The 18,496-nt window shown below is 60.9% G+C and carries 19 protein-coding genes; 15 read left to right on the forward strand and 4 right to left on the reverse strand.

Annotation, left to right across the window (positions count from 1 at the left end; all coding sequences use genetic code 11):
- Nucleotides 1-199: 199 nt before the first annotated feature.
- Nucleotides 200-814, reverse strand: a complete 615-nt coding sequence (gene leuD / locus GIW28_RS19480) for a 3-isopropylmalate dehydratase small subunit (protein WP_099547884.1) — start codon at nt 812-814, stop codon at nt 200-202.
- Nucleotides 811-2,229, reverse strand: a complete 1,419-nt coding sequence (gene leuC, locus GIW28_RS19485; protein WP_099547883.1) for a 3-isopropylmalate dehydratase large subunit — start codon at nt 2,227-2,229, stop codon at nt 811-813. The genes leuD and leuC overlap by 4 nt, the downstream gene beginning before the upstream one ends.
- Nucleotides 2,230-2,497: 268 nt before the next feature.
- On the opposite strand from leuC, the gene GIW28_RS19490 reads away from it, so the two are divergent.
- Genes GIW28_RS19490 through GIW28_RS19525 form a run of 8 tightly spaced genes read left to right on the forward strand, consistent with a single transcriptional unit; the run spans nt 2,498 to nt 8,606 of the window.
- Nucleotides 2,498-3,697 carry a PepSY-associated TM helix domain-containing protein gene (locus tag GIW28_RS19490; RefSeq protein WP_017136358.1) on the forward strand — a complete coding sequence of 400 codons (1,200 nt, stop codon included), beginning with the start codon at nt 2,498-2,500 and terminating at the stop codon, nt 3,695-3,697.
- The gene (locus GIW28_RS19495; RefSeq protein WP_017136359.1) at nt 3,697-4,236 is read left to right on the forward strand and encodes a hypothetical protein; all 540 of its coding nucleotides are present in this window, start codon (nt 3,697-3,699) and stop codon (nt 4,234-4,236) included. The genes GIW28_RS19490 and GIW28_RS19495 overlap by 1 nt, the downstream gene beginning before the upstream one ends.
- Nucleotides 4,233-4,556, forward strand: coding sequence for a hypothetical protein (locus tag GIW28_RS19500; RefSeq protein ID WP_017136360.1), 324 nt, complete (start codon nt 4,233-4,235; stop codon nt 4,554-4,556). The genes GIW28_RS19495 and GIW28_RS19500 overlap by 4 nt, the downstream gene beginning before the upstream one ends.
- Nucleotides 4,553-5,113: a DUF6162 family protein gene (locus GIW28_RS19505; protein ID WP_017136361.1), complete on the forward strand. Its 561-nt coding sequence runs from the start codon at nt 4,553-4,555 to the stop codon at nt 5,111-5,113. The genes GIW28_RS19500 and GIW28_RS19505 overlap by 4 nt, the downstream gene beginning before the upstream one ends.
- Nucleotides 5,114-5,132: 19 nt before the next feature.
- Nucleotides 5,133-6,053, forward strand: coding sequence for a metal ABC transporter substrate-binding protein (locus tag GIW28_RS19510; RefSeq protein WP_017136362.1), 921 nt, complete (start codon nt 5,133-5,135; stop codon nt 6,051-6,053).
- Nucleotides 6,050-6,793, forward strand: coding sequence for a metal ABC transporter ATP-binding protein (locus tag GIW28_RS19515; protein WP_017136363.1), 744 nt, complete (start codon nt 6,050-6,052; stop codon nt 6,791-6,793). Before GIW28_RS19510 ends, GIW28_RS19515 begins: the two co-directional genes overlap by 4 nt.
- On the forward strand, nt 6,793-7,692 hold the full coding sequence (locus GIW28_RS19520; protein WP_017136364.1) for a metal ABC transporter permease: 900 nt from the start codon (nt 6,793-6,795) through the stop codon (nt 7,690-7,692). Before GIW28_RS19515 ends, GIW28_RS19520 begins: the two co-directional genes overlap by 1 nt.
- A complete protein-coding gene (locus tag GIW28_RS19525) occupies nt 7,692-8,606 on the forward strand; it encodes a metal ABC transporter substrate-binding protein (protein ID WP_017136365.1) in 915 nt (304 codons plus the stop codon). Before GIW28_RS19520 ends, GIW28_RS19525 begins: the two co-directional genes overlap by 1 nt.
- Nucleotides 8,607-8,729: 123 nt before the next feature.
- Here the strand turns inward: GIW28_RS19525 and GIW28_RS19530 are convergent, their stop codons facing one another.
- On the reverse strand, nt 8,730-9,443 hold the full coding sequence (locus tag GIW28_RS19530; protein ID WP_017136366.1) for a UTRA domain-containing protein: 714 nt from the start codon (nt 9,441-9,443) through the stop codon (nt 8,730-8,732).
- A gap of 351 nt (nt 9,444-9,794) precedes the next feature.
- On the opposite strand from GIW28_RS19530, the gene GIW28_RS19535 reads away from it, so the two are divergent.
- From GIW28_RS19535 to GIW28_RS19560, 6 genes are all read left to right on the forward strand, one after another.
- Complete coding sequence (locus tag GIW28_RS19535; protein ID WP_017136367.1) at nt 9,795-10,862, forward strand: ABC transporter substrate-binding protein; 1,068 nt, start codon at nt 9,795-9,797, stop codon at nt 10,860-10,862.
- A gap of 142 nt (nt 10,863-11,004) precedes the next feature.
- The gene (locus GIW28_RS19540; RefSeq protein ID WP_236447049.1) at nt 11,005-11,811 is read left to right on the forward strand and encodes an alkaline phosphatase family protein; all 807 of its coding nucleotides are present in this window, start codon (nt 11,005-11,007) and stop codon (nt 11,809-11,811) included.
- A complete protein-coding gene (locus tag GIW28_RS19545) occupies nt 11,808-12,653 on the forward strand; it encodes an ABC transporter permease (RefSeq protein ID WP_236447048.1) in 846 nt (281 codons plus the stop codon). The genes GIW28_RS19540 and GIW28_RS19545 overlap by 4 nt, the downstream gene beginning before the upstream one ends.
- Nucleotides 12,640-13,440 (forward strand): ABC transporter permease, encoded by an 801-nt coding sequence (locus GIW28_RS19550; protein WP_017136370.1) that lies wholly within the window; start codon nt 12,640-12,642, stop codon nt 13,438-13,440. The genes GIW28_RS19545 and GIW28_RS19550 overlap by 14 nt, the downstream gene beginning before the upstream one ends.
- The gene (locus GIW28_RS19555) at nt 13,437-14,426 is read left to right on the forward strand and encodes an ABC transporter ATP-binding protein (protein WP_010565203.1); all 990 of its coding nucleotides are present in this window, start codon (nt 13,437-13,439) and stop codon (nt 14,424-14,426) included. The genes GIW28_RS19550 and GIW28_RS19555 overlap by 4 nt, the downstream gene beginning before the upstream one ends.
- Nucleotides 14,427-14,456: 30 nt before the next feature.
- Nucleotides 14,457-15,110: an HAD family hydrolase gene (locus GIW28_RS19560; RefSeq protein ID WP_017136371.1), complete on the forward strand. Its 654-nt coding sequence runs from the start codon at nt 14,457-14,459 to the stop codon at nt 15,108-15,110.
- Nucleotides 15,111-15,246: 136 nt separating this feature from the next.
- Here the strand turns inward: GIW28_RS19560 and GIW28_RS19565 are convergent, their stop codons facing one another.
- Nucleotides 15,247-16,209, reverse strand: a complete 963-nt coding sequence (locus GIW28_RS19565; protein WP_236447047.1) for a zinc-binding dehydrogenase — start codon at nt 16,207-16,209, stop codon at nt 15,247-15,249.
- 138 nt (nt 16,210-16,347) lie between these two features.
- Between GIW28_RS19565 and GIW28_RS19570 the strand changes: the two genes are divergently transcribed.
- A complete protein-coding gene (locus GIW28_RS19570; protein ID WP_439899916.1) occupies nt 16,348-18,429 on the forward strand; it encodes a carboxy terminal-processing peptidase in 2,082 nt (693 codons plus the stop codon).
- Nucleotides 18,430-18,496: the final 67 nt, after the last annotated feature.

Consider the following 18,496-nt stretch of genomic DNA (forward strand, 5'->3'; position numbering starts at 1 on the left):
CCTACAAGGTGTCAACAAATACCCTTGTATTTTTTCAGGGCTTCATCCACTAACGCTACACCGCCCTTGCAATCACTGAGGTTACGCGGTGCAACCGGCGTTATTTGAAAAGTAAATAGCCCCCCAAAAAAAACGCCCCCCAATAACTGGAGGGCGTTTGCTCTACTTATATAACTACGTAGTTACCCCATTAAGGTTTTCAACCAAGCCAGGGGTTGGCCGCCAGATGCTGGCGCTCGAAGGTTTTGATCTGCTCACTGCGTTGCAACGTGCTGCCAATCGCATCCAGGCCGAGCAACAACGCGGTCTTGCGCAAGGTGTCGATCTGGAACGAGATCACCTGGCCATCGGCCAAGCGAATCTGTTGCGCCTCAAGGTCCACGCTGATCTGCGCCTGCGCAGGCTGGCTGACCGTCTGCCCGAGTGTGTGCAGCACCGCCTCGTCCAAGGTAATCAGCAACACTCCGTTGCGCTGGCAGTTGTCATAAAAGATCCCGGCAAAGCTGCTGCCGATCAGCGCGCGAATGCCCATCTGCTTCAAGCCCCACACCGCGTGTTCGCGGCTGGAACCACAGCCGAAGTTGGGCCCCACCACCATAAAACTCGCGCCCTGCCAGGCCGGCTGGTTCAATACGAATTCGGGGTTGGGTGCGCCATTGGGCAAAAAGCGCAGGTCAAAAAACAGCCCGCGATCGAGGCCGGCGCGGTCGATGCCTTTGAGAAATTGCTTGGGCATGATCACGTCAGTGTCGATATTCGCCGCCAGCATCGGCGCGGCCTGGCCGGTGACCTGGGTAAACGGTTGCAGGCTCATGGGCGGTCTCCAAAATGACGGATATCGGTGAGGCGGCCGGTGATGGCCGCGGCGGCGACCATCGCCGGGCTCATCAAGTGAGTGCGCGCCCCGGCGCCCTGGCGACCTTCGAAGTTGCGGTTGGTGCTGGACGCGCAGCGATCACCGGGCGCCAGCACGTCATCGTTCATCGCCAGGCACATCGAGCAGCCTGACTGGCGCCATTCGAAGCCGGCGTCGATAAAGATCGCCGCCAGCCCTTCGGCTTCGGCCTGGTCACGCACTTCGGTGGAGCCCGGCACGATCATCGCCCGCACATGCTCGGCCACCTGCTTGCCGCGCACCACACTGGCGGCGTCGCGCAGGTCTTCAATGCGCGCGTTGGTGCAAGAGCCGATAAACGCGTGGCTGATCACAATGTCGCTGAGCGGCATGCCGGCTTCCAGGCCCATGTAGTTGAGGGCGCGGCGCATGTCCTGGCGCAGGATCAGGTCGCTGACGTCTTGCGGGTCCGGCACGCGGGCACCGATGGGCGCGGCCTGGTCGGGGCTGGTGCCCCAGGTAACCATAGGCTCCAGGGTGCTGGCGTCCAGCTGCACTTCCTGGTCGAACACCGCGTCGGCGTCGGTGTGCAACGTGCGCCATTGCACCAGGGCTTGTTCCCACAACTCGCCCTTGGGCGCACGCGGCTTGCCTTTGAGGTAGGCGAAGACTTTTTCGTCGGGTGCCATAAACGCGCCCCGCGCGCCAGCTTCCACCGCCATGTTGCAGATGGTCATGCGCGCTTCAACACTCAGCGCATCAATGGTGGCGCCGCGAAACTCGATGGCGTAACCGGTGGCCCCGGACGCGCCGATCTTGCCGATCAGTGCCATGATCACGTCCTTGGAAGTCAGGCCGTTGCCCAGGGTGCCGTCTACCGTCACGCGCATGCTTTTCAGGCGTTTGTACACCAGGGTCTGCGAGGCCAGCAGGTGCTCGATTTCCGAGGTGCCGATGCCAAACCCGAAGGCGCCGAGGGCACCGTAGGTGGTGGTGTGGCTGTCGCCGGCGGCAATCACCATGCCCGGCAGGATAAAGCCCTGCTCCGGGGCAATCACGTGTTCGATGCCTTGGCGTTTGTCGAGGATGTCCAGCAGCTCGATACCGAAGTCCTGGCAGTTTTCCGCCAGGTACGAGACTTGCCGCGCGCCGCCTGCGTCAGGCATCGCGGCAATGCGCATGGGCGTGGTGGGGTTTACGTGGTCGACCACCGCCAGCGCGGTGCCGGGGCGCCATACGCCACGCTTGGCCTCGCGCAGGCCGCTGAACGCCTGGGGGCTGGTGTATTCGTTGATCACCTGGCGGTCTATATACAGCAGCACATGGCCCTGGTCATCCAGGGCGCACACCGTGTGGGAGTCGATGTGTTTGTCGTAGAGGGTTCTGGCAGTCATGTTTGTGGACTCACTTTTATAAGCGCTCGCTCAACGGTATGACCCCATCCTACGCAGCCCCCCGGCCCCATCAATGGCACCTGGGTGATGGCTTGGAACATGTTTCGTGTTCAATCCGGCAACGCTGAAACATTTTCTTTCATATCCCGCTTAGGGATTTCTCATTCTCATCCGTCTTAACTTAGATACAGCCCGTCGCGTCAGCAAAAGCTACGACTGGCCTTTTCCGGGCCTCCTTCGCCCTCCTCCGATCAAGACCCGCATTCACATGTCGAAGAAGTCACGCTCAAAACTCTGGTTTCTGGTTCATAGCTGGTTGGCGTTGCCCATCTGGTTTTTTGTACTGATCGTCTGCGTCACCGGCACCCTGGCGGTGGTCAGCCAGGAAATCGTCTGGCTGGCCAACCCGGACATCCGCGCCAGCAAGCCGTCGGACGATGCCGAACGGCTGAGTTACGACCAGGTCATCGGCGCCATCAAGCGCAACGAACCCCAGGCAATCGTGCAGTCGATCACCCGCCCGGACGAGTCGCACTTCGCGCTGAGTGTCGACCTCAGTTACCCCGACGGGCGCTCGGTGGAGGTCTACGTCAACCCGTATACCGGCGTGATCCAGGGCATCAGCCCAGCGTTCAACTTCCAGCAATTTACCCGTGCCTTGCACGGTTGGTGGCTGGTGCCGTTTACCAATGGCTACAGCTGGGGTTGGTACCTGGTGTCGGCGCTTGGCATACCGCTGCTGGCATCCCTGGTCACCGGGCTGGTGGTGTACAAGCGTTTCTGGAAAGGGTTTCTGCGCCCGACCCTGCGAATCCGCCATGGCGCGCGGATCTTCTGGGGTGACTTCCATCGTTTGAGCGGTATCTGGTCGATCTGGTTTATCGCGGTAATTTCCATCACCGGCATCTGGTTCCTGATCCGGGCAATTCTGGGCGACAACCAGATTTCCATCTCCAGTGAGCCCATCGTGCCGGTAATTGCCCGGGAGAAGGTGCCTGTGTCAGCACCGGGCGTACCGGCTCCAATGATCCCGATCGATCGGGCCATCGAGATCGCCACGCAGCGCATTCCCGGGCTGGAGGCCAGTTTTGTGTTCCTGCCCAGCAACGCCTATAGCCACCTGCAGATCGGCGGGCGCGGCTGGTACCCGTTGATGTTCCAGACGGCGCAGCTCAACCCGTACGACGGTGAAATTGCCGTGTCGCACCTGCTGTCCGACCGCTCGACACTGGAGTTCGTCACCGAATCCATGCGTCCGCTGCACACCGGCGACTTTGGCGGCCTGTGGGTCAAACTGATCTGGGCATTCTTCGGCCTGATCATGAGCATGATGGTGTTGAGCGGTCTGCTGATCTGGACCAAACGCACCGCACTGGCCACCCTCAACGCCTTCAAGCGCGAGGCCAAGACGCAACGCGCGCCGGCCCCCGCCACGGCCAGGCAGGCTGAAACCTCGGAGGCCAATTGATGAGCAAACGTGCGACCACCACACCACCTTCGCCGCTGCGGGCCTTTTGGCTCAAGTGGCGCTTCCACATCAATGTCCTGCTGTTGCTGGTGCCCCTGGGGTTCATGCCCAAGTACTTTGCCGACGCTGCACTGTTTCGCGGTGACAGCGGCATTGGCGAGCGCGTGGCCGGCGAAGTGCAGGTGGGGCCGTGGAGCCTGACCCTCGCAGAGTTTCGCAACGAAGGCCCGCGCCCGGACCCGGCCGGCCCGATGAAATTTTTCAACGCCGCCCTGTGCGACACCTGCGCCGAGCAGGTCAAGGCCACTTACCTGCGTATCGGCAAACCGCGCAGCCTGCGCGCGGCCGGGGTGATTTTCTTCGGCACGCCGTACCGCATGGGTGCGGTGTTGCCGGTGCCGGAACGCACACCCGTGGATGCCGAAGTGTGGGTGACCATGGAAGGCTGGGACGGCTCCATGCACCAGGGTTCCATTCCGCTGAGCCAGGCCTCGCCTGCCACCATTGCCTGGCTGAACAAGCAAGGAGTTAAACCATGACGTTAATGCGCCTGACTCGCGCCGTTTTATTGCTCTGCGCCGGCTTCAGTAGCGTCGCCCTGGCCCATAACCCGATGTGCGAATGCAAGGAAATCCCCGGCGAACAGATCCAGTGCACCGGCGGCTTTTCCGACGGCAGCGGCGCGCCGGGCGTGACCCTGGACGTGATCGGCTACGACGAAACCATCCTGCTGCCCGGCAAGCTTGGCCAGGACTCGACCCTGACGTTCAAAAAGCCCTCCGCCGAGTTCTATGTGCTGTTTGATGCAGGCCCCGGCCACGTGGTGGAAATCGACCAAGCGGATATCCAGCCCCAATGAGCACCACACAGGTTGTACGCCCGGCCGGAGCCGGCCATGAAACCCTCTACGTGTTGCTGCTGTGCCTGATCATCCTCGCGGTGGCTGGCACGGTGGTGGCGCTGCACGGTGAAACCCAGGAGGTCGCCGCCGTGCCCAGCCACCAACTGGACGCACGCCGTGACCTGAGCGCTGCCGAGCAAGGCATCTACGCCGACCTGCGCGTGACCCTGGATGAAATCCAGCTGTTGCAGCAGGAGCAAAACGCCCTGCCGACGCCCACGCAACTGGCCGAAGAAGGCTTCGCACCGTTTGCCCAGGACGCCAGTTCGGTGAGCCGTGGCGACCATCGCTGGCAGCTGCTTGAGCCTGTGGCCTACCTGGGTTTGAGCCAAGCGCCAAGCACCAGCGGCTCGGTGCTGATGCGCGTGCAAGGTGACGAGCCGGATGTGTGGCTCAACCGCCAGGCCAACCTCGCCGCCCCTGCCGACCTCACCGACGCGGCGCTGATCGCCGCCGGCTGGCGCCAGGTGGTCACGCAATTCGATGCCGGCGTGACCCGCCAGCACCGTCACTGAACCAGAAGACCGAGTGCCCATGTCTATTTCATCGCCCCTGTTACGCCTGTTGCTGGTTGGCCTGTTCAGCCTGATGCTCGCCCCGCTCGCGAATGCCGAAGCGGCCAAGCGCCTGCGCATCGGCATCACCCTGCACCCGTATTACAGCTACGTGGCCAATATCGTCGGCGACAAGGCCGAGGTGGTGCCGCTGATTCCCGCCGGTTTCAACCCCCACGCCTACGAACCGCGCGCCGAAGACATCAAGCGCATCGGCACCCTGGACGTGATCGTGCTCAATGGCGTCGGCCATGATGATTTTGCCGACCGCATGATCGCCACCAGCGAGCGCCCGGACATCCCGGTGATCGAAGCCAACGCCAACGTACCGCTGCTGGCCGCCACCGGTAACGCCGCGCGCGGTGCGGGCAAGGTGGTCAATCCGCACACCTTCCTGTCGATCAGTGCGTCGATTGCCCAGGTCAACAACATCGCCCGCGAACTGGGCAAGCTCGACCCGGACAACGCCAAGACTTACACCCAAAACGCCCGCGCCTACGGCAAGCGCCTGCGCCAGATGCGTGCCGATGCCCTCGCCAAGCTGACCAGCGCGCCGAACCCGGACCTGCGCGTTGCGACCGTGCACGCGGCCTACGACTACCTGCTGCGCGAATTTGGCCTGGAAGTCACCGCCGTGGTCGAGCCCGCCCATGGCATCGAGCCCAGCCCCAGCCAGTTGAAAAAGACCATCGATGAACTGCGCGCACTGGATGTGAAGGTGATCTTCTCGGAGATGGATTTCCCGTCTACCTACGTCGAGACCATCCAGCGTGAATCCGGGGTCAAGCTATACCCGCTGTCGCATATTTCCTACGGCGAATACACGCCAGAGAAATACGAAGTGGAAATGACTGGCAACCTCAACACCGTGGTACGGGCGATTCAGGAGTCAGGGGCATGACGGCAGCGCAGCAATTGAAAGTCGCCAGCATTGGCCCGACCCTTGAGTTCGACACGATCTCCCTGACCTTGGGCCGCACAGTGATTCTCGACGCGGTGAGTTTTGAGGTCGAACCAGGCAGCATCCACGCCCTGGTCGGCCCGAACGGCGGCGGCAAAAGCTCGCTGATCAAGACCTTGCTGGGGCAGACCCCGCACCAGGGCCAATTGCGCCTGCACTGGCCGAACACGCCAGGCACGGTCGGCTATGTGCCCCAGGCGCTGGAGTTTGATCGGGGCTTGCCGATGACCGTCGACGATTTCATGGCCGCCATGTGCCAGCGACGCCCGGCATTTCTCGGCCTGTCCCGGCATTACGCCGCTGCGATTGGCGAAGCACTGGAACGGGTCGGCATGCAGGACAAACGCAAGCGCCGCATGGGCGCGTTGTCCGGCGGTGAGCGTCAGCGCGTGCTGTTGGCCCAAGGCCTGATTCCGACGCCGCAGTTGCTGGTGCTGGATGAACCGATGTCGGCACTCGATGAAGCCGGTATCCAGGTGTTCGAACGGCTGCTCAATGACTGGCGCCTGGCCGGGATCACCGTGCTGTGGATCGAGCATGACCTGGAAGCTGTGGGCCGCCTGGCCGATCGCGTCACCGGCCTGAACCGTCGCGTGCTGTTCGACGCCACGCCGAAAGAAGCGCTGACCCCGGACCGCCTGCTGACCCTGTTTTCCACCCATCCTCGGAGCGCGGCGTAATGAGTTATGAAGCCTTTCGTTTGATGGTCCAGGGCTGGGCTTCATCCGGGTACCTGCCGGAAGCACTGGCCTATGGGTTTGTGGTGAACGCCTTGCTCGCCGGCTTGCTGATCGGCCCGGTGCTGGGGGGCCTGGGTACACTGGTAGTGGTCAAGCGCTTTGCGTTCTTCTCTGAAGCCGTCGGGCACGCCGCGTTGACCGGCGTGGCCGTGGGCATTCTGCTCGGCGAGCCCTATACCGGGCCTTACGGCAGCCTGTTCGGCTACTGCCTGTTGTTCGGCATCCTGCTCAATTACCTGCGCAACCGCACCGGCTTGGCGCCAGACACCCTGATCGGCGTGTTCCTCTCGGTGTCCCTGGCGCTGGGTGCGAGCCTGCTGTTGATTCTGGCGGGCAAGATCAATGTGCACATTCTGGAAAACGTACTGTTTGGCTCGGTGCTGACGGTTAACGGCAATGACCTGCTGGTGTTGGCGGTCGTCGGCTCACTGGTGATGGCCCTGGCGTTGCCGCTGTACAACCGCATCATGCTGGCCAGCTTCAACCCGCAATTGGCCGCTGTGCGTGGCGTGGCCGTCAAAACCCTGGATTACCTGTTCGTGATCCTGGTGACCTTGATCACCGTGGCGGCGGTCAAGGTGATCGGCGCCATTTTGGTCGGCGCCCTGCTGGTGATTCCGGCGGCGGCAGCGCGCCTGTTGAGCCAGTCGCTCAAGGGTTTTTTCTGGGTCTCGGTGGTGATCGCCACGCTCAGCACGCTGTGCGGCATTCTGCTGCCGATCATCTTCGACCTGCCCATCCCGTCCGGTGCCGCGATCATTCTGGTGGCCGGTATCGCCTTCGCCGTTGCCGCCATCGCGCGCGGCATCGTGCCCAGCCTCAAAGGGAATCTTGGATAATGCGCTCTGTTTTTCATCCGCTGGCCCTGGCCATTGCCTGTTTATTCACTGCGCCGTTGATGGCCGCTGAAGCTGCAAAACCTGCGGTTCACGCCGCCAAACCGGTGAAAGTGCTGGCCTCGCTGCCCATCACCTACGGCCTGGCCGAGGTGCTGCTCAAAGGCACCGATGTACAGCTTGAGCGCGCAGCACCGGCCAACCTGCCCGGTTCGCGGCAGGTGTCCTACTTCACCGGCCGGGGTGCGCCGGCCTTGGGCAGTTTGGCCCAGGACGCCGACGCGGCTATCGGCCTGCGCTCGCTGTGGGCGGATGACCCGCTCTACCCCGTGGCGCGGCGCAGCAATATCCGTATCGTCGAAGTGGACGCCGCGCGCCCGGTGGACGGCGGCTTGCCGGGTATTGCTGTGCAACCGGGCGGTGCCGATGGCCTGAACAGCCAGCCGTGGCAGTCGAGCAACAATATGGGGCGCATGGCCGATGTGATGGCGGCCGACCTGAGCCGCCTGGCGCCCGCGGCCAAACCCAGGATCGACGCCAACCTCGCGGCGCTCAAACAGCGCCTGCTCAAGCTCAGCGCCGACAGCGAAGCAAGACTGGCCAAGGCGGACAACCTGAGTGTGGTCAGCTTGAGTGATCACTTTGCTTATCTGGTCAGCAGCTTGAACCTGGAAGTGCTCAGCACCGATGCCCGGCCGGATGCGCAGTGGACGCCTGAGGCCTTGCACACCCTCAGTGCCGACTTGAAAAGCAACGACGTGGCCGTGGTGCTGCATCACCGCCAACCGAGTGAGGCCGTTAAAACGGCGGTGACGGCAGGCGGTGCGCAATTGCTGGTATTAAATGTCGACGGAGCTGACCCGGTGGCGGAGCTGGAAGGCAATGTGGATCAGGTGATCAAGGCACTGACGCCCTGAATGTGGGAGCTGGCTTGCCTGCGATGCGGGCAACTCGGTATCACTGTCAGATCGCGGTGATGCTATCGCAGGCAAGCCAGCTCCCACATTCAGTGTGTGGTGCATCCGTTGAATGTCCGGCGGTCAAACCACATCCACACCCACGTGAATCGCATCATGGCGCCAGAATTCCAGGTCGCAGTCGATCAAGCGCTCATGCTGGTCATAGTTGACCCGGGCGATCCGCAAGCCGGGGCTGCCCACCGACACACGTAATGCGCCAGCAGCCTCCACCGGCAGTGAAGTCGGCACAATCTCGAAACGCACGCGGCCGTAGTGCAGGTCGTACTTGCGTGCATACAACTCGGTCATCGACTGGTTAAGGTCGCACGCCAGAATCCCCGGAAAATATTGCGGGTTCAGGTAATGCTCCACATACAGCACCAACCGCCCATCGATCCGCCGGCCCCGGCAGATCTGGATCACACTCGACAACGCCGGCAACTGCAACCATGCACACACCGCTGCCGATGCCGGCTGCAGCCGCGCCGAAATCACTTCGGTCGAGGCTACGCGCCCTTGCTCACTGACCATCGCGTGAAAATGGCTGCGTTGCATCAGGTTATAAGCCAGGCGCGGCGGCGAGACGAACCAGCCACGCCGCTCCTCGCGATAGATCTGGCCCTGGGCCTCCAGTTGTAACAAGGCTTCCCGCACCGTAATACGCGTGGTACCAAACAACTCGCTGAGCTTGCGCTCGGCGGGCAGTTTGCTCGCGGGTGGCAACAGCCCGTGGCCGATCTGCTCTTGCAGTGCCAGGCCGATGGATGTCACCGCCTTGATTGCCTCATCACGCATCAACGTTACCTATCTGGACTAGACCAGCACCGTTCAGGTGCACAAACCGCGCTGTATTCGGGCGTCTGCCGTTACCTGCCAGCCTAGGCATTACAGATGACCGACAGATGACAGCCCGTGCCGCCGCCCCACTCCACACCCTGCAATACATCGGCCAAGTCCAGGGCCTGCGGGCGCTTGGGCATGGTCTACGCTGAGTCTGAAGTCAGCGACATAAACGATTTAAAAACGACATCGACATGAAACTGTCATCCACCGAGCCTAAATTGGCTCAGGTATTGCTGACCTAGACCAACACCACCGCAAACGTCGATAAAAACGCAGCGTTGAAAACGCCCAAAGGAGCTTCGGATGAAACAGCTTTTCCTGGCATCACTGTTAGGCTCGACCATTGCCATGTGCACCGCCGCCATGGCTGCTGATACCGATCTAAAAACTCTGGAAGCCGCCGCGAAAGCGGAAGGCGCCGTCAACAGCGTCGGCATGCCCGATGACTGGGCTAACTGGAAAGGCACCTGGGACGACCTGGCCAAGACCTACGGCCTCAAGCACATCGATACCGACATGAGCTCGGCCCAGGAAATCGCCAAGTTCGCCGCCGAAAAAGACAACGCCAGCGCCGATATCGGTGACGTCGGCGCTGCCTTCGGCCCGATTGCGGTGAAACAGGGCGTGGCACAGCCGTACAAACCGACCACTTGGGCACAAGTGCCGGATTGGGCCAAAGATAAAGACGGCAACTGGGCCCTGGCCTACACCGGCACCATCGCCTTTATCGTCAACAAAAAACTGCTGCACGGCTCTGAAGCGCCAAAAAGCTGGGCTGATCTTAAAACCGGCAAATACAAAGTCTCTATTGGTGATGTGAGCACCGCCGCCCAAGCCGCCAATGGCGTGCTGGCTGCCGCCCTGGCCAACGGTGGCGACGAGAAGAACATCCAGCCTGCACTGCTGATGTTCGCCGAGATCGCCAAGCAAGGCCGCCTGTCACTGGCCAACCCGACCATCGCCACCATGGAAAAAGGCGAAGTCGAAGTGGGCGTGGTCTGGGACTTCAACGGCCTGAGCTACAAAGCCAAAATGGCCAACCCGGATGACTACGTGGTGCTGATCCCGTCGGACGGCTCGGTAATTTCCGGCTACACCACCATCATCAACAAATACGCCAAGCACCCGAACGCCGCCAAGCTGACCCGTGAGTACATTTTCAGCGACGCCGGCCAGACCAACCTGGCACGTGGCAACGCACGTCCAATCCGCGCCGAGCACCTGACCCTGCCAGCCGATGTACAGGCCAAACTGCTGCCGAACGAGCAGTACAAGAAAGTCACGCCGATCAAAGATGCCGACGCGTGGGAGAAAACCTCCAAGGCACTGCCGCAGAAGTGGCAGGAAGAAGTCATCATCAATATGCAGTAAGGCTCCCGGGTCTTATTTAGACCCAGAGCTGTGAAAGCGGTCAGTGTGGGAGCCAGCTCCCACACAATCCCGCTCCCACAGTTTTGACCCCGTTCCCCAAGTGAAATTGAGTCAAGCCTATCGTCGCGGAGCGTCTCCCCCTATGAAGCACAACGTCATCCTTGTGGTGCTCGACGGCCTTAACTACGAGGTTGCCCGACATGCCATGGGGCATCTCCAGGCCTACATCGGCGCAGGACGCGCAGCGCTTTACAAACTGGAATGTGAACTGCCGGCCCTGTCCCGGCCGTTGTATGAATGCATCCTCACCGGCGTGCCCCCGATCGACAGCGGCATTGTCCACAACCATGTCTCGCGCCTGTCCAACCAGCGCAGCATTTTCCATTACGCCACCGATGCGGGCCTCACCACCGCAGCGGCGGCTTACCACTGGGTCAGCGAGTTGTATAACCGCACGCCCTTTGTCGCCGCGCGTGATCGTCATACCGACGACCAGGCCCTGGCGATCCAGCACGGTCATTTCTACTGGAATGACCACTACCCGGATTCCCATCTGTTCGCCGACGCCGAAAGCCTGCGCCGCAAACACGCGCCGAATTTCCTGGTGGTACACCCGATGAACATTGATGACGCCGGCCACAAGCATGGCCTGGATACCGCGCAATACCGCAACAGCGCGCGCTCGGCCGACATCATCCTCGCCGACTACCTGCAAGGCTGGCTCGACGCCGGCTACCAGGTGCTGGTGACTGCCGATCACGGCATGAATAACGACCGCTCCCATAACGGTGTGCTGCCGGAAGAACGCGAAGTGCCGTTGTTCGTAATGGGCTCGGCCTTCACCTTCGACCCAGGCGCCATCCCGAAGCAAACCGACCTGTGCGGCACCGTCTGCGAACTGCTCGGTGTGCCCCACGACAAACCTGTATGCCGGGAGCTGCTCAAGTGAACGCCATAACCCGTGGCAAATGGCTGGCGATCCTGTGCCTGGTGCCGTTTGCGCTGTTCTTTATCGTGTTTGAAATCGCCCCGCTGCTGTGGGTAATGATCAACAGCCTGCAGTCGGAGGAGTTCGGCTGGGGCCTGGCCAACTTCACCAAAATCTTCAGTTCGAAGTTCTACCTGCAAGCCATCCAGTACAGCCTGGAGATCAGCTTCTACTCCAGCGTGTTCGGGATCATCATCTCGGTGCTCGGCAGCTACTCATTGCGCCGTGTGGATGGGCCACTGCGTAACTTCGTGACGGCTTTCGCCAACATGACCAGCAACTTTGCCGGCGTGCCCCTGGCCTTCGCGTTCATCATTTTGCTGGGCTTTAACGGCAGCATCACCATCATGCTCAAGCAGGCGGAGATCATTCAGGACTTCAACCTGTACTCCAAGACTGGCCTGATCATTCTGTACACCTACTTCCAGATTCCGCTGGGTGTGCTGCTGCTCTACCCGGCCTTCGACGCCTTGCGCGAAGACTGGCGCGAATCGGCCTCGCTGCTCGGCGCCAGCAGCTGGCAGTTCTGGCGGCACATCGGCCTGCCGGTGCTCACTCCGGCCCTGCTGGGCACTTTTGTGATCCTGCTGGCCAACGCCCTCGGCGCCTATGCCACGGTGTATGCATTGACCACCGGCAACTTCAACGTGCTGCCCATTCGTATCGCGGCAATGGTTTCCGGCGACATCTCCCTGGACCCGAACATGGCCAGCGCCCTGGCCGTAGTGCTGGTGGCGCTGATGACGGTGGTCACCGTCGTCCATCAACTGCTGCTCAAGAGGAGCTATCATGTCTCGCGCTGAAGCTGGCTCGACCTCCCTCTACCATCGGGCAGTGGTGTACCTGTTGTTTGCGATCCTGGTATTGCCGCTGGTGGGCACCTTTGTATACTCCATTGCCAGCAGTTGGTCGGCCACCATCCTGCCCGCCGGTTTTACCCTGAAGTGGTACGTGCAGCTGTGGAGTGACCCGCGCTTTCTGGCCGCCTTCGGTCAGTCACTGCTGGTGTGCGTCGGTGCGCTGATCCTCTCGGTGGTGCTGATTCTGCCGCTGCTGTTCGTGGTGCATTACCACTTTCCCAAGCTCGACGCGCTGATGAACATCCTGATCCTGCTGCCCTTCGCGGTGCCGCCGGTGGTGTCATCGGTGGGCTTGTTGCAACTCTACGGCTCCGGGCCATTTGCGATGGTGGGCACACCGTGGATCCTGATCGGCTGCTACTTCACCGTGGCCTTGCCGTTCATGTACCGCGCGATCACCAACAACCTGCAAGCGATCAACCTGCGTGACCTGATGGACGCCTCGCAGCTGTTGGGCGCCAGCACCTGGCAGGCCGCAATTTTTGTCGTGCTGCCAAACCTGCGCAAAGGCCTGATGGTGGCGCTGCTGTTGTCGTTCTCGTTCCTGTTCGGTGAGTTCGTGTTCGCCAACATCCTCGTGGGCACTCGCTACGAGACCCTGCAGGTGTACCTGAACAACATGCGCAACACGAGCGGCCACTTCACCAGTGCCATCGTCATTTCCTATTTCTTCTTTGTGCTGGTGCTGACCTGGGCCGCCAATATCTTGAACAAGGACAAAAGCCAATGAGCTTCGTCAGCGTCCAACACCTGCAAAAAGGCTACGCCGGCACGCCGGTATTCAGTGACATCAACTGCGAAATCGCCAAGGGTGAATTCGTCACCCTGCTCGGCCCGTCGGGTTGCGGCAAGTCGACCCTGCTGCGCTGCATCGCCGGGCTGACCTCGGTGGACAGCGGCAAGATTCTGCTGGATGGCCAGGACATCGTGCCCTTGAGCCCGCAGAAACGGCACATCGGCATGGTGTTCCAGAGCTACGCCCTGTTCCCCAACATGACCGTGGAACAGAACGTCGCCTTCGGCCTGCGCATGCAAAAGGTCAACGCCGACGACAGCCACAAGCGCGTGCAGGAAGTGCTGCAACTGGTGGAGCTCAAAGAACTCGCCGGCCGCTACCCGCACCAGATGTCCGGCGGCCAGTGCCAGCGTGTGGCCCTCGCCCGCTCGCTGGTGACGCGTCCGCGCCTGTTGTTGCTGGATGAGCCGCTGTCGGCGCTGGATGCACGGATTCGCAAGCACCTGCGCGAGCAGATCCGCCAGATCCAGCGCGAACTGGGCCTGACCACGATTTTCGTGACCCATGACCAGGAAGAAGCGCTGACCATGTCAGACCGCATTTTCCTCATGAACCAGGGCAAGATCGTACAAAGCGGTGATGCCGAGACCCTTTACACTGCGCCCGTGGATGTATTTGCCGCCGGCTTTATCGGCAACTACAACCTGCTTGACGCCGACAAGGCCAGCCAGTTGCTGCAACGGCCTATCAGCGGGCGCATCGCGATTCGCCCGGAAGCCATCGAACTGAGTCGCAGCGGCGAACTCGACGCGCTGGTACGCAGCCACAGTTTGTTGGGCAACGTGATCCGCTATCGCATCGAAGCGCGTGGCGTGGAATTGGTGGTGGACGTGCTCAACCGCTCGGCCGACGATCTGCACCCGGATGGTCAGCGCCTGGCACTTTCCATCGACCCCAGTGCCTTGTGTGAAGTAGCCTGACGCAACGATTGATTTGAGAGAGCGTGACAGATGGCATTGGTAATTTTTGATCTGGACGACACCTTGATCCACGGCGACTGCGCCACCTTGTGGAGCGAACAGATGGGCCGCCTGGGCTGGGTTGACCCGGAGTCGTTCATGCGCCAGAACGACGAACTCATGGCCGCCTACAGCCGCGGCGAGCTGGCCATGGAAGACTTCATGGACTTCAGCCTGGAGCCGATGATCGGGCGCACGCCGGAAGAGATCGCGCATCTGGTCGAACCGTGGGTAGAAGGCATCATCGAGCCGCTGATCTACAGCGACGCCACCAAGACCATCGCCCGCCACCGCGCGAAGGGTGACCGGATCCTGGTGATCTCTGCCTCGGGCACGCACCTGGTCACGCCGATTGCGGCACGTATCGGGATTGATGAAGTGCTGGGCATTGACCTGGACCTCAGCCATGGTGTGTACAGCGGCAAGACCGTGGGGGTACTGACTTACCGTGAAGGCAAGATCACGCGGTTGCTGGAATGGTTGAAGCAGGAAGGTGAAAGCCTGGAGGGCGCGTATTTCTACTCGGATTCGCGCAATGATTTGCCGCTGTTGCTGAAGGTGGATCATCCACAGGTGGTGAACCCGGATCCGGTGTTGCGCGAGCATGCTGAAAAGGCTGGCTGGCCGATTCATCATTGGGTCTGACAGTTTGAATTGAAACCCAATCAACGGTGGGAGCTGGCTTGCCTGCGATAGCGGTGTATCAGATGAAACATTCTTCATTGATGCACCGCTATCGCAGGCAAGCCAGCTCCCACAGTGGCTGTATTTCAACTTGAGATCAGACCAGGGTCTCGTCAATCACCAACACCAACTTGCCGGAAATCTGGTTAGTCGCCAGCTCCGCAAATGCTGCCTCGGCATCCTTGATCGCAAACGTCCTGGCCAGTTGCGGGCTCAGGCGACCTTCAACAAACAGCGGCCACACATGCTGGCTCAAGTCGCTGAACAGGTCGGCCTTGAACTGATCGCTGCGGCTGCGCAGGGTCGAGCCCAGCAGCTGGATGCGCTTGCCCAGCACCTGCGCCAGGTCCAGTTGCGCATCACGGCCGCCCATCAAGCCGATCAATACCCAACGCCCATCGAGGGCCAGCAGCTTCAGATCCATCGCCGCATAACTGCCGCCGACCGGGTCGAGGATCACGTCGAACGGCCCGAAATCGCGCAGCCCTTCAATGCCGTCGGTACGCACCACGCCGCCCTGGGCGCCGATTGCTTCGCAGTAAGCCAGGCGTTCTGCCGAGCCGACGCTGACCCAGCACGGGCTGCCAAACGCCTTGCACAACTGGATCGCTGCCGAGCCCACGCCGCTGGCGCCGGCATGCAGCAAGACTTTTTCGCCGGGCTTGAGGCCCGCCAACTGGAACAGATTCAGCCACGCAGTGCTGTACACCTCGGGCAACGCCGCCGCTTCGGTCAACGTCAAACCTTCAGGCACCGGCAGCACATGGCGGGCATCCACCACCACTTCTTCGGCCATGCCGCCCCCGGCCAGCAGCGCACAGACGCGGTCGCCGACTTGCCAGGAAGAACCCGCGCCTACCTCGCTGATCACCCCGGAACACTCCAGGCCCAGCACTTGGCTGGCGCCAGGAGGTGGCGGATAGAGCCCCGCACGTTGTAATAAATCGGCGCGATTAAGGCCCGCTGCCGCCACCCGAATGCGAACTTGGCCTACATCGCAAGTAGGACTGGGTTCTTCCATCCACTCCACATGACCTTCAACGCCTTGCAATGCTTTCACAGTGCCTCCATAGTGAGTCTGGACTGAGCCCGTAGCTGTAGCGCCGGGCTTTTTGCATTATGCGACCGGATCATATGGAACCGGCTCCCTCAAAGACGGCCTAATATGCGTTATCAATTGCCCCCGCGTCGAATCAGCATGAAGCATTTGTTCCCCAGTACCGCCCTCGCTTTTTTCATTGGTCTCGGCTTTGCGTCGATGTCGACCAATACGTTCGCAGCCAATAGCTGGGACAATCTTCAGCCTGATCGCGATGAGGTGATTGCCAGCCTTAACGTCGTCGAGTTGCTCAAGCGCCATCACTACAGCAAGCCGCCGCTGGACGACGCGCGCTCGGTGATCATCTACGACAGCTACCTCAAGCTGCTGGACCCGTCGCGCAGCTACTTCATGGCCAGCGATATCGCTGAGTTCGACAAGTGGAAGACCCAGTTCGACGACTTCCTCAAGAGCGGCGACCTGCAGCCTGCGTTCACCATCTACAAGCGCTACCTGGATCGCGTCAAAGCGCGTCTGGACTTCGCCTTGGGTGAGCTGAACAAAGGCGTCGACAAGCTCGACTTCACCCAGAAGGAAACCCTTCTGGTGGATCGCAAGGACGCGCCTTGGCTGACCAGTACCGCCGCCCTCGACGACCTGTGGCGCAAACGCGTCAAGGACGAAGTGCTGCGCCTGAAGATCGCTGGCAAAGAGCCCAAGGCCATTCAAGAGCTGTTGACCAAGCGCTACAAGAATCAGTTGGCACGTCTGGATCAGACCCGCGCCGAAGATATCTTCCAGGCCTACATCAACACCTTCGCGATGTCCTACGACCCGCACACCAATTATCTGTCGCCAGATAACGCCGAGAACTTTGATATCAACATGAGTCTGTCGCTGGAAGGCATCGGTGCCGTCCTGCAAAGCGACAATGACCAGGTCAAGATCGTGCGTCTGGTGCCGGCAGGTCCGGCCGACAAGACCAAGCAGGTCGCACCGGCCGACAAGATCATCGGCGTCGCCCAGGGTGACAAAGAGATGGTCGACGTGGTCGGCTGGCGCCTGGACGAAGTGGTCAAGCTGATCCGTGGGCCGAAAGGCAGCGTGGTGCGCCTGGAAGTGATTCCACACACCAATGCGCCGAACGACCAGACCAGCAAGATCGTGTCCATCACCCGTGAAGCGGTGAAACTCGAAGACCAGGCCGTTCAGAAACAAGTCCTCAACCTCAAGCAGGATGGCAAGGACTACAAACTGGGCGTGGTGGTGATTCCTGCGTTCTACCTGGACTTCAAAGCGTTCCGTGCCGGTGACCCGGACTACAAGTCCACCACCCGTGACGTGAAGAAAATCCTGACAGAACTGCAGAAAGAGAAAGTCGACGGCGTGGTCATTGACCTGCGCAACAACGGCGGCGGTTCCCTGCAGGAAGCCACCGAGCTGACCAGCCTGTTTATCGACAAAGGCCCAACCGTGTTGGTCCGCAACGCGGACGGCCGTGTCGACGTGCTCGAAGACGAGAACCCGGGCGCGTTCTACAAAGGCCCGATGGCGCTGCTGGTCAACCGCCTCTCGGCCTCGGCTTCGGAGATTTTCGCCGGCGCCATGCAGGACTACCACCGCGCGTTGATCGTTGGCGGCCAGACCTTCGGTAAAGGCACCGTGCAGACCATTCAGCCGCTGAACCATGGCGAACTGAAGCTGACCATTGCCAAGTTCTACCGGGTTTCCGGGCAGAGCACCCAGCACCAGGGCGTATTGCCGGATGTGGACTTCCCGTCGATCATCGATACCAAGGAAATCGGCGAAAGCGCGCTGCCTGAGGCAATGCCATGGGACACCATCCGCCCTGCGATCAAGCCGGCTTCGGACCCGTTCAAGCCGTACCTGACGCAGTTGAAGGCTGACCACGAGACCCGCTCCGCCAAGGATGCCGAGTTCGTGTTTATCCGCGACAAACTGGCCCTGGCCAAGAAGCTGATGGAAGAAAAAACCGTCAGCCTCAACGAAGTCGATCGTCGTGCGCAGCACACCAGCATCGAAAATCAGCAGCTTGTACTGGAAAACGCTCGCCGCAAGGCCAAAGGCGAAGATCCGCTCAAAGAGCTGAAGAAAGAAGATGAAGATGCGCTGCCGGCCGAGCCGGAAAAAACCAAGCCGGAAGACGACGCCTATCTGTCCGAGACAGGCCGGGTTCTGCTGGACTACCTGAAAATCAGCAAGCAGGTGGCCAAGCAGTAAATGATGGCAATTTAATGTGAGCGCTCCACGGAGTGTCATCATATAGACATCATTCTGTCGTGAAATG

The organism is Pseudomonas sp. PA-5-4B (genome assembly GCF_021606215.1).
GTDB classification, from domain to species: Bacteria; Pseudomonadota; Gammaproteobacteria; order Pseudomonadales; family Pseudomonadaceae; genus Aquipseudomonas; species Aquipseudomonas edaphica.

Bases quoted from the DNA above. Each gene is read 5' to 3' on its own strand.
- leuD (WP_099547884.1), bottom strand. From the start codon at position 814: ATGAGCCTGCAACCGTTTACCCAGGTCACCGGCCAGGCCGCGCCGATG.
- leuC (WP_099547883.1), bottom strand. From the start codon at position 2,229: ATGACTGCCAGAACCCTCTACGACAAACACATCGACTCCCACACGGTG.
- GIW28_RS19490 (WP_017136358.1), top strand. From the start codon at position 2,498: ATGTCGAAGAAGTCACGCTCAAAACTCTGGTTTCTGGTTCATAGCTGG.
- GIW28_RS19495 (WP_017136359.1), top strand. From the start codon at position 3,697: ATGAGCAAACGTGCGACCACCACACCACCTTCGCCGCTGCGGGCCTTT.
- GIW28_RS19500 (WP_017136360.1), top strand. From the start codon at position 4,233: ATGACGTTAATGCGCCTGACTCGCGCCGTTTTATTGCTCTGCGCCGGC.
- GIW28_RS19505 (WP_017136361.1), top strand. From the start codon at position 4,553: ATGAGCACCACACAGGTTGTACGCCCGGCCGGAGCCGGCCATGAAACC.
- GIW28_RS19510 (WP_017136362.1), top strand. From the start codon at position 5,133: ATGTCTATTTCATCGCCCCTGTTACGCCTGTTGCTGGTTGGCCTGTTC.
- GIW28_RS19515 (WP_017136363.1), top strand. From the start codon at position 6,050: ATGACGGCAGCGCAGCAATTGAAAGTCGCCAGCATTGGCCCGACCCTT.
- GIW28_RS19520 (WP_017136364.1), top strand. From the start codon at position 6,793: ATGAGTTATGAAGCCTTTCGTTTGATGGTCCAGGGCTGGGCTTCATCC.
- GIW28_RS19525 (WP_017136365.1), top strand. From the start codon at position 7,692: ATGCGCTCTGTTTTTCATCCGCTGGCCCTGGCCATTGCCTGTTTATTC.
- GIW28_RS19530 (WP_017136366.1), bottom strand. From the start codon at position 9,443: ATGCGTGATGAGGCAATCAAGGCGGTGACATCCATCGGCCTGGCACTG.
- GIW28_RS19535 (WP_017136367.1), top strand. From the start codon at position 9,795: ATGAAACAGCTTTTCCTGGCATCACTGTTAGGCTCGACCATTGCCATG.
- GIW28_RS19540 (WP_236447049.1), top strand. From the start codon at position 11,005: ATGAAGCACAACGTCATCCTTGTGGTGCTCGACGGCCTTAACTACGAG.
- GIW28_RS19550 (WP_017136370.1), top strand. From the start codon at position 12,640: ATGTCTCGCGCTGAAGCTGGCTCGACCTCCCTCTACCATCGGGCAGTG.
- GIW28_RS19555 (WP_010565203.1), top strand. From the start codon at position 13,437: ATGAGCTTCGTCAGCGTCCAACACCTGCAAAAAGGCTACGCCGGCACG.
- GIW28_RS19560 (WP_017136371.1), top strand. From the start codon at position 14,457: ATGGCATTGGTAATTTTTGATCTGGACGACACCTTGATCCACGGCGAC.
- GIW28_RS19570 (WP_439899916.1), top strand. From the start codon at position 16,348: ATGAAGCATTTGTTCCCCAGTACCGCCCTCGCTTTTTTCATTGGTCTC.